Source organism: Gordonia sp. (in: high G+C Gram-positive bacteria), assembly GCF_012515855.1.
Lineage (GTDB): Bacteria > Actinomycetota > Actinomycetes > Mycobacteriales > Mycobacteriaceae > Gordonia.
The window spans coordinates 1-9,602 of sequence record NZ_JAAYXO010000146.1; the positions used below are offsets into that span (position 1 = coordinate 1).

Consider the following 9,602-nt stretch of genomic DNA (forward strand, 5'->3'; position numbering starts at 1 on the left):
CACGCCGATCCAGTGGTTGGAGTTCTGCTGGGAGCTCGAACGCGCGGCCGAACGCGTGCGTGAGGTTCGCTGGGGTCCGCGCACCCTGGACGTCGATGTGGTGGCGATAGAGGTGGATGGCGTCCCGGTGATCTCCGACGACCAGACCCTGACACTGCCGCACCCGCGGGCTCGCGAGCGGGCGTTCGTCCTGGTCCCGTGGCTGCAGATCGACCCGGAAGCCGTGTTGTGGACGCCGGACGGTGTGCGTTCGGTGCGGGAGCTGATCGCGGAGATCGACGGTGACGAGGTAGCCGCCGTCCGCCGGACGGCGGCGCTGTCGTGACGGAGAAGGGTCTCGGCGGCGGGGCGGCGAACCAGTCGAGCGACCCCGACGACGATCACAAGCTGGGCCCGACGCGCGTGCGCGACCTGCTCGCCGTGGCCGCGGTGGTCGGGATCGCGATGTGGATCCTCATCCACTACAACTACGGCGCCTTCCCGAGCCTGCCGTGGCTGGCGGGCATCTCGCTGTATGTGGTCGCGCTGCTCGAAGCGGTGATCGGGTTCATCGTCCGCAAACGCGTCGCCGATCGGGAGATCGGGTCCGCAAACGGTCAGCTGCACCCGATCAATGCGGCGCGGCTGGTGGCGTTGGCGAAGGCGTCGGCGATCCTCGGTGCCGTCGCAGTCGGCGGCTGGGCGGGAATCCTGGTCTTCCTGATGCAGAACGGCATCCTGGACGTCGCCCGCGCCGATCGCCCGGGCGCGATCGTGGGTCTGGTGGGCGGCGTGCTCCTGGTGATCGCCGCCCTGTGGTTGGAGCATTGCTGTCGGGCGCCGGACGATCCGACCGCCGATGCCTCCGACGCAGCCCCGGACAACGCTCCGACGCCCGCTTAACAGCAGGAATGTCCGACACGGCGACGAGGTGACGTCCGTCCCACTGCGCTGGGCGGTAAGTTTGCCTCTATGACCACTAAGGAACGATCCGAAGAGGCCAACAAGAAACGACCGTCCTCGGCCGGGCAATGGCTCATCGGGTTGTTCGTGGTGCTGGCGCTCGCGGCCAGCCTCCTGATGGTGTTCGGCAACGACTTCTCGATCCCGGCGACGCTCGCCGTGATCGCCGCGCTGTGGGCGGCGGTGATCGGCGCCGTTCTGGTGACGAAGTATCGGCGGCAGGCCGATGTCGCCGAGTCACGAAGCCGCGATCTGCGCCTGGTCTACGAGCTCCAGCTGGAACGTGAGATCGCAGCGCGCCGCCAGTACGAGTCCGACGTCGAGTCGGCGATCCGTCACGAGCTCAGCGCCGAGTCGAACGTCGAGCTCGAAGAGTTGAAGACTCAGGTCTTGGCGCTGCGCGCGAGCCTCGAGCAGTTGCTCGGCAAGCCGCTGCCCGACGTTCGCGCCGCGATCGGACTGGACCGTCCCCGCGAGCTGGGCTCGGGGCTGGCCGGGGCCGGCTACACCATGGCCGACGCCGACGACCGGGTGGTGGCCGACCGCGACTTCGCCACGACCGCGCCGCCCGCCGACACCGGCCGTCATGTTCCGGATGAGCCGCAGGACGCCGAAGTGGTCGATCCAGCCGAGCTCACCGAGATCATTCCCGTCGTGACCGAGGACCCCGGGCACGAGGCAGCCGGCTACGCGGCGGTTGAAGACGAGGAGCCGGTCGACTCCGAGGCGTTCACCGAGCCCGAACACGACGAAACCGAGTCGGAGTACGGCGAGGAACAGCACGATCAGCAGCAGGCCCCGCACGAGGAAGCTCAGCAGCAGTACGAGCGGGCCCAGTACGAGCAGGCCCAGTACGAACAGGCCCAGCAGCAATATCAGCAGGCTCAGCAGCAGCAGTTCCAGCAGGCGCAGTACCAGCGACAGCAGGCTCAGTACCAGCAAGCGCGGGCGTATTCCGAGCAGCCGAACCGGGCAGAGCACACCGGCCCGATCGAGCGTGTGGCCTACGGCGCACAGGCGTACGAGCCCCCGCCGGTCCCGCCGCAGACCGGACCGCAGCCCGCTGTCCAGCCGGACCAGCAGGCGGCAGGTCGCCGGGGTGCGCCGCAGACCGACGACGGCGCCCACTCGGCAGGCCGGCCGGCCAGCGAACTGTTGAGCCAGCTGCGCGCCGCGTCGGACGGCTCCGGCCGCAGCGGTCGGCGCCGTCGGGACTGAGTCGCCACGCACGCGAAGCGTCCGTTGGATCGCCCCGCCTCGGGGCCGGTTCCAACGGACGTTTTCCATCGAGCGACGTCCCGCCCGACCACTGCCGTGAAAGTTGTCACACGTCGTAGCCGCGTCTAGGCGCACGGGCCTATCGTGTCCAGTGAACGTCTGGTACCCGTGCGCCCTCCAGGGCGCGAGGCGGGACTGGAACGGAATGGAGGAACGGCGGTGAATTCACCGATGGCTCCGGCACGTCTGCGGGTCGGCATCATCTCGGCCGGTCGCGTCGGGTGTGCGCTGGCCGAAGCGCTGGCCTCCGCTGGTCACGACATCGTTGCGGTGACCGCACGCTCTCCGCGTTCGCTGCACCGCGCAGCAACGCGCCTTCCGCAGGCTCGCGTCCTCGACATCGGCGGCGTCGTCGCAGAATCCCAGCTGATCGTGGTCGCCGTCCCGGATACCGAGATCGCCGGCGTCGTCGAGCAGATCGCCGCGGCATCGCCCCGCCCCGGAACCATCGTCGCCCACACCGCGGGCGCCCACGGCGTCGCGATTCTGGAATCGCTGACCCGTCTCGGTGTCATCGGCATCGCGATGCACCCCGCCATGACATTCGTCGGCACCTCCGACGACACGCCGCGCCTGGCGTCGTCGTGCTTCGGGATCACCTCCACCGACGAGATCGGCGATGCCATCGCCGCCGCGCTGGTCCTCGAGATCGGCGGCACACCGGTCCGGATCGCCGAAGCCGACCGCACGCTCTACCACGCCGCGCTGGCACACGGCGCCAACAACCTGATCGCGCTGATCACCGATGCGATGAGTGCGCTCGACGTGGCCATCGCCGGTGTCGACGGGCAACGCCGCGACACCGCGACCGTCGACGGGCCGGACTCGGGCATTGCCGCGCGCGTCTTGGGCCCGCTGGTCCGTGCCTCCCTGGAGAACGTCCTCGACATGGGGCCGTCGGCGCTGACCGGTCCGGTCGCGCGCAACGACGCCGCCACCGTCCGACGCCACCTGGCGAGCCTTGCGGCCCTGCCCGATGAGCGTCTCGTCACCGGATACCGAGCCCTGTCGGCCCGCGCTGCGGCGCAGAGCGGTGCCGACCCCGAACTACGAGACCTGCTGGAGGCCACGTCGTGACCGAGAACGCCCCCTACGCTCCCGGCGCGATGACCGTGCACCGGGACCCGGCCGAGCTGCACCGCGTCACCAAGGTGCTGCGCGCCGCGGGCAAGCGCGTGGCGCTGGTGCCGACCATGGGTGCGTTGCACGAGGGACACCTGCAGCTGGTGAAGATGGCCAAGCTGCGGTGCGACGTCGTCATCGTGTCGATCTTCGTCAACCCGCTGCAGTTCGGCGCGGGTGAGGACCTCGACGCCTACCCGCGCACCTTCGACGCCGACTGCGCTCTGTTGGAGCCGCTGGGCGTGGAACTGGTGTTCGCGCCCACCGCGTCGTCGATGTACCCGTCGGGGCCGCGCACCACCATCCACCCGGGCGAGGCCGGCGCAATTCTGGAAGGCGCAGCACGTCCCACCCACTTCGCCGGGATGTTGACCGTGGTCAACAAACTGCTGAACATCGCGGCACCGCACGCGGCGTACTTCGGCGAGAAGGACTACCAGCAGCTGGTCCTGATCAACCAGATGGTCCGCGACCTCGACATGGACGTCGAGATCATCGGCGTCCCGACGGTCCGCGAGGCCGACGGTCTCGCGCTGTCCTCACGCAACCGCTACCTGTCGGCCGACGAGCGAGAGCTTGCCACCGTCCTGTCCGCGGCGCTCCTGGCGGGGACCCACGCTGCGGGTGGCGGTCGCGACGCCGTCGTCGCCGCGGCGCGAGCTGTGCTCGACACCGCCCCGCAGATCGAGGTCGACTACCTGGAACTGCGCGGACGTGGACTCCAGGAGGCACCCGAGCAAGGCGACGGTCGACTGCTGGTGGCCGCTCGCGTCGGCCCCGCACGACTGATCGACAACGTCGGCGTCATGATCGGCGTCGACCTCCGCGACCCGGAGGCGGTCGCCGACCTGACCGACAACGCTTTCAATTCGACCGCTCCAGGCGACACAGCCACCCAGGAAGAGGAGTAATCCCGATGTTCCGAACCATGATGAAGTCGAAGATTCATCGCGCGACGGTGACGCAGGCCGACCTGCACTACGTGGGATCGGTGACCATCGACGCCGACCTCCTCGACGCCGCTGACCTGATGGAAGGCGAGCAGGTCTGCATCGTCGACATCAACAACGGCAACCGTCTCGAGACCTACGTGATCGCCGGCGAGCGCGGTACCGGCGTCATCGGCATCAACGGTGCCGCAGCGCACCTGGTGCACCCCGGTGACCTGGTGATCATCATCGCCTACGGCGTGATGAACGAGGCCGAGCTGGCCGAGTACTCGCCGCACGTGGTGTTCGTCGACGCAGACAACCGCCCGGTGAGTCTGGGCGACGACCCCGCCGATGTTCCCGAAGGCTCCGGCCTCAAGGATCCGCGCACCCTCGCGGCCGCGTCGGTCTGACCCGCCCAGACCCGTGCTGCTCACCGTCACCGTCGGAAACACGAACATCCAGGTCGGGGTGTTCGCGGGCTCCGGCGATCACGCGGAACTGGTGCGCGACTGGCGCATCCACACGCAACCGCATCTGACGGCCGACGAGTTTGCGCTGCAACTGCGCGGTCTGCTGGGACCGGACATCGAGCAGGTGACGGCGGTCGCCGGCCTCTCGACCGTGCCGTCGCTGCTGCGGGAGATGCGCGAGATGGCTCCCCGGTATTTCGGCAACGGTCCGCACGTGCTTCTGGAACCCGGGGTTCGCACCGGTGTGCCACTCCTCGTCGACAACCCGAAAGAGGTCGGAACCGACCGCGTCGCCCACTGCCTCGCGGCGCACGAGAACTACCCCGGCGGACCGTGCATCGTGGTCGCCTTCGGTACCGCGACGGTGATCGACGCGGTCTCCGCGAAGGGGGAGTTCCTGGGCGGCGTCATCGCGCCCGGCGTCGACCTGGCCGTCGAGGCGCTCAGTGAGCACACCGTCACCGTGCGGAAGGTGGAGCTGATGCCGCCGCGCAGCGTCATCGGCAAGAACACCGTCGAGGCGCTGCAGTCGGGAATCATCTACGGGTTCGCCGGGCAGGTCGACGGATTGGTGCAGCGAATTCGCGACGACGTCCCCGGCTTCGACGGGGACGACGTGACCGTAGTGGCCACCGGTTACCTGGCGCCGCTGATGGTCGATCAATGTCGCACCATCACCGCCCATCACCCGTATCTGGCGCTCGACGGTCTGCGTCGGGTGTACGAGCGCAGCCGACGCGCCGGAAGGGGACGGCAGTGAGTAGCGGACGCCAGACCTCCGCTGAGCGCATCTACGGCCGCGACCTCGAGGTCGGCCGGGTGTACCAGCTGAGTGAGTTCGTCATGACGCGTGCGGAGTTGATCGACTTCGCGCTCAAGTGGGATCCGCAGGGCTTTCACATCGACCAGCAGGTTGCCGACGACGGTCCGTACGTCGGCCTCATCGCCAGCGGTGCACACACGTTCGCGGTCATGCAGCGTTTGTCTGTGCTCGACGTCTACGACCACTGGGCGGTGATCGCGGGCAAGGGCGTCAGCGACGTCGCCTTCCTGCGTCCGGTGCGCCCCGACGACGTTCTGACCGGCACGCTCACCGTGGTCGAGGCGACGTCCGACGACCGCAATCGAACGCTGGTGGTCGTCGACTCGGAGTTGACGGTCGCCGGTCGGCCCGTGCTGCGGGCGCGCGTGTCGTCGTACGTGCACGCAACACCGGCTGTTTAGCCCCCCGGTGACCGCAGTTTCCCCGCCGCGTCAGTTCCTGGCGTCCACCGACAGCGTGGGCTTGGGTTCGCCGTTCTGATCGGCGTCGAGTTGATCCCACATCGAATCGACGAGCGGCTGAAGGAACAGTTGGCCGACGTTCCGGACCATCATCCCGACGACCTGCTCGGCCACGCTGCGCTTGGTCGAGGCGAAGCCCGCCTCGCGTAGCTTGCCGACCTCATCACGGCTCAATGCGGTCAGTTGTCGGAGCAGTGTCTGCGGCCCGCTCGGGTCCAGCAGCACCCGTCGCATGTAGCCGATGACGGCGGGATTGTCGTTGAGCATCTGGCGGACGGCGTCGTCGCGTGCCGCGGCGACCTCGGCGGGCGAGCCGTCGCGCGGTGCCCGTTCGATCGCGGATCGGTGGTAGTCGACGATCAGCTCGTCGACCGCCTGGCGCAGACCGTCCTTGGTCTTGAAGTGATGCTGTACCAAACCGACGGTCACGCCGGCTCGCGCCGCCACCGCTCGCATCGACACCCGGTCTTCGCCCTGCTCGGCATACATGTCGAGCGCCGCATTGCGGATCTTCGCTTTGGCAGTCAGGTCGGCGTCGGCGGCACGTGGATCGCTCATGTCGGGTCCCCCTCTCCGAAACAGAGTATACAAACGAACATTGACCGATACATTTCAATTGCTTACAGTACATTTGTATAGGGCGTCGAGTGGGGCGTCTCACAACGATGCCTGGAGGTTCACGAAATGTCGGTTGAGGCGAGCGGATTCGGATCCGAAGCAGTGATCGTCGAGGCGGTCCGCACACCGGTGGGGCGTCGTGGCGGTGCGCTGAGTGCCTGGCATCCCGTCGATCTGCTCGGCGCGACGATCGCCGATCTGATCGACCGGTCGGGAGTGCAGCCCGAGTTGATCGACGACGTGATCGCCGGATGCGTCCTTCAGTCCGACCAGCAGACCGGAAACATGGCACGTCACGCCGTGTTGGCGGCGGGCCTGCCGGAGTCGGTTCCCGCTGTCACGATCGACCGCCAGTGCGGCTCGGGACAGCAGGCGGTCAGCTTTGCCGCGCAGGCGGTGATGGCCGGGTCGCAGGACCTGGTGGTGGCCTGCGGCGTCGAGTCGATGTCGCAGGTGCCGATGCCGCCCGCGATGACGCCGGGTGCCCCGCTGGGACCGCAGTACAGCCCGCGGGAACTGGCCCGCTATGACGAGGCCGGCGGGCTGATGGCGCAGGGGCTGTCGTCGGAGTTGATGAACACGCGGTTCGGCTTCACGCGCGCCGAGCTCGACGAGTTCGGCATGCGCAGCCATCAACGTGCCGCCGCGGCCACCCGCGCAGGCTACTTCCGCGATCAACTGGTTCCGCTGCACGCCGACCCCGCAGACGCTTCGTCTCCCGTCGTCGACCGCGACGAGGGCATTCGCGAGAACCTCGACCCGGAGAAGGTGGCCGGCCTGCGCACCGTGTTCGCCGAGGACGGCAAGACCACCGCGGCCAACTCGTCGCAGATCAGCGACGGCGCCGGTGCGCTGCTCATCGCGAGCCGCGAGTTCGCCGCCGAGCACGGCCTGCGTCCCCGCGCCCGCTTCCGCGCGCTGAGCGTGGCGGCCGACGATCCCATCATCCAGTTCACCGCGATCCTCGAGGCCAGTCGCAAGGCGCTCAAGAAGTCGGGACTGACCGTCGACGAGATCGATCTGTTCGAGGTCAACGAGGCCTTTGCGGGAGTGCCGCTGATGTTCCAGCGCGAGTTCGGGATTCCCGACGACAAGCTGAACGTCAACGGCGGTTCGGTGGCGATCGGACACCCGCTCGGCTCCACCGGCGCCCGGATGCTGACCGATCTGCTGAACGAGCTCGAGCGCAGCGGAAAGCGATTCGGGCTGCTCACCGTCTGCGAGGCCACCGGCACCGCGAACGCCACCATCATCGAACGACTCGATCAGGAGTGACTGACATGAACGCGATCGTGACCGGCCTGCCGTCGACCCACGGCGACGACGTCCAACTGAACACCACGACGCTGATCCGACACGCCGCGCGGACCTACCCCGAACAGGAGATCGTCTACCGGACCGCCGACGGTGGGTGGGATCGCTACACCTACGCCGACGCCTACGCGCGGATCCAGCAGGCTGCGAACGTCTTGGCAGGCCTCGGGGTCGGGCCGGGTGACGTCGTCGGAATCCTCGACTGGAACAGCAAGCGTCATTTCGAGCTGTACTGGGCGATCCCCGGCATCGCGGCCGCCATGCTGCAGATGAACCTGCGGCTGGCGCCCGAGGATCTCGGGTACGTGACCACCCACAGCGGTGCGTCCGTGGTGCTGGTCGACGAATCGCTGCTGCCGGTCGCTGCCGCGCTCGCGCCGCATGCGCCCTCGGTCACGACGTGGGTCGTCATGTCCGACCGCCCGTCGTCGGAGATCGATCCGGGCCTGCCGAACGCGGTGTTCTTCGAAGACCTGATGGCCGAGGCGTCGGACGCCTACGACTGGCCGGAGATCGACGAGCGATCGACATACAGCGCCTGCTACACGACGGGCACGACCGGCCGGCCCAAGGGCGTCTACTACTCGCACCGCGGCATCTACCTGCACACCATGGCGCAGGTCGCAGCGATCAAGATGGGCAGCGACGACACCGTCATGCTGATCACCCCGATGTTCCACGGACAGAGTTGGGGACTGCCGCAGTCGGCCGTGTACGCGGCGGCCAAGGTGGTCCTGCCCGGGCGGTACGTCGCCGAGGACACCTCGGTGCTCGTCGACGCCATGCTCGCCGAGCAGGTGACCGTCGCGAACGGTGCACCGGCCATCTTCGGTCCGATGCTGGCGTACATCGAGACCCTCGACGAGGCTCCGGACCTGAGCCGCGCACGCCTGCTCTCGGGTGCCACCGAGCCGCCGCTCAGCATGATGCGCGGCTTCTACGAGCTGACCGGCGCGGACGTCATCCACGCCTACGGCGCCACCGAGACCACCCCGTTCGTGACGATCAACGCGGGCATCAAGCCCACGCTGACCGAGCTGACCGACGAGGAGCGCTGGGATCTCAAGCGATGCCAGGGCCTGCCGGTGACCGGTGTCGACGTGCGGATCGTCGACGCGACCGGTGCGGAGTTGCCGCACGACGGAGTCGCCGAAGGCGAACTCCTGATTCGCGGTCCGTGGATCACCGCGCGCTACCACGACCTCGCCGACGTCCCCGGCGAGCGATTCATCGACGGCTTCTGGCGCAGCGGCGACGTCGCGACGATCCACCCCAACGGCTACGTCAAGGTGGTCGATCGACTCAAGGACGTGGTCAAGAGCGGCGGCGAGTGGATCTCGTCGATCGACATGGAGAATGCGATCGTCGCCCACCCGCGCGTGGCCGAGGCCGCCGTCATCGGCGTCGCCCACCCCAAGTGGCAGGAGCGCCCGGTGGTCGTGCTGGCGACCGTCGACGGTGCGGACGTCCCGCTGTCGGAGATCCACGAGCTGCTCGACGGGAAGTTCGCGAAGTGGCAGCTGCCCGACACGGTGATCCGGGTCGACGCCCTGGCACGCACCAGTGTCGGCAAGCTCGACAAGAAGGTGCTGCGCGCCGAGTACGCCGACGTCTACCAGGACGCGCAGTGAGCACGCCGCTG

General features: G+C 68.3%; 11 protein-coding genes. 10 read left to right on the forward strand and 1 reads right to left on the reverse strand.

Features of this window, described 5'->3' with window-relative positions:
- The 8 genes from folK to GX543_RS10965 form a co-directional block, all read left to right on the forward strand.
- Positions 1-325: 2-amino-4-hydroxy-6-hydroxymethyldihydropteridine diphosphokinase (gene folK / locus GX543_RS10930; RefSeq protein WP_290851933.1), on the forward strand; the 325-nt coding region annotated here is incomplete at its 5' end.
- Positions 322-882, forward strand: coding sequence for a DUF3180 domain-containing protein (locus GX543_RS10935; protein WP_290851934.1), 561 nt, complete (start codon positions 322-324; stop codon positions 880-882). The genes folK and GX543_RS10935, both read left to right, overlap by 4 nt.
- A gap of 69 nt (positions 883-951) precedes the next feature.
- Complete coding sequence (locus tag GX543_RS10940; RefSeq protein ID WP_290851935.1) at positions 952-2,160, forward strand: DUF6779 domain-containing protein; 1,209 nt, start codon at positions 952-954, stop codon at positions 2,158-2,160.
- A gap of 219 nt (positions 2,161-2,379) precedes the next feature.
- Positions 2,380-3,297, forward strand: coding sequence for a DUF2520 domain-containing protein (locus GX543_RS10945; protein ID WP_290851936.1), 918 nt, complete (start codon positions 2,380-2,382; stop codon positions 3,295-3,297).
- Positions 3,298-3,326: 29 nt separating this feature from the next.
- Positions 3,327-4,253 carry a pantoate--beta-alanine ligase gene (gene panC / locus GX543_RS10950; protein WP_290851943.1) on the forward strand — a complete coding sequence of 309 codons (927 nt, stop codon included), beginning with the start codon at positions 3,327-3,329 and terminating at the stop codon, positions 4,251-4,253.
- Positions 4,254-4,258: 5 nt separating this feature from the next.
- Positions 4,259-4,684 carry an aspartate 1-decarboxylase gene (gene panD / locus GX543_RS10955; RefSeq protein WP_290851937.1) on the forward strand — a complete coding sequence of 142 codons (426 nt, stop codon included), beginning with the start codon at positions 4,259-4,261 and terminating at the stop codon, positions 4,682-4,684.
- 13 nt (positions 4,685-4,697) lie between these two features.
- Entirely contained in the window at positions 4,698-5,504 is an 807-nt protein-coding gene (locus GX543_RS10960; RefSeq protein WP_290851938.1) for a type III pantothenate kinase, read from the forward strand.
- Positions 5,501-5,968, forward strand: coding sequence for a MaoC/PaaZ C-terminal domain-containing protein (locus GX543_RS10965; protein WP_290851939.1), 468 nt, complete (start codon positions 5,501-5,503; stop codon positions 5,966-5,968). The genes GX543_RS10960 and GX543_RS10965 overlap by 4 nt, the downstream gene beginning before the upstream one ends.
- 30 nt (positions 5,969-5,998) lie before the next feature.
- Here the strand turns inward: GX543_RS10965 and GX543_RS10970 are convergent, their stop codons facing one another.
- Positions 5,999-6,586 carry a helix-turn-helix domain-containing protein gene (locus tag GX543_RS10970; protein WP_290851940.1) on the reverse strand — a complete coding sequence of 196 codons (588 nt, stop codon included), beginning with the start codon at positions 6,584-6,586 and terminating at the stop codon, positions 5,999-6,001.
- Between the two features lie 126 nt (positions 6,587-6,712).
- Here GX543_RS10970 and GX543_RS10975 point away from each other — a divergent pair, with 126 nt between their 5' ends.
- A complete protein-coding gene (locus GX543_RS10975) occupies positions 6,713-7,921 on the forward strand; it encodes a thiolase family protein (protein WP_290851941.1) in 1,209 nt (402 codons plus the stop codon).
- Positions 7,922-7,926: 5 nt separating this feature from the next.
- Entirely contained in the window at positions 7,927-9,591 is a 1,665-nt protein-coding gene (locus GX543_RS10980) for a long-chain-fatty-acid--CoA ligase (RefSeq protein WP_290851942.1), read from the forward strand.
- Positions 9,592-9,602: the final 11 nt, after the last annotated feature.

Coding starts and splice junctions, on each gene's coding strand:
- GX543_RS10940 (WP_290851935.1), top strand. CDS start 952: ATGACCACTAAGGAACGATCCGAAGAGGCCAACAAGAAACGACCGTCC.
- GX543_RS10975 (WP_290851941.1), top strand. CDS start 6,713: ATGTCGGTTGAGGCGAGCGGATTCGGATCCGAAGCAGTGATCGTCGAG.
- GX543_RS10970 (WP_290851940.1), bottom strand. CDS start 6,586: ATGAGCGATCCACGTGCCGCCGACGCCGACCTGACTGCCAAAGCGAAG.
- panD (WP_290851937.1), top strand. CDS start 4,259: ATGTTCCGAACCATGATGAAGTCGAAGATTCATCGCGCGACGGTGACG.
- panC (WP_290851943.1), top strand. CDS start 3,327: ATGACCGTGCACCGGGACCCGGCCGAGCTGCACCGCGTCACCAAGGTG.
- GX543_RS10980 (WP_290851942.1), top strand. CDS start 7,927: ATGAACGCGATCGTGACCGGCCTGCCGTCGACCCACGGCGACGACGTC.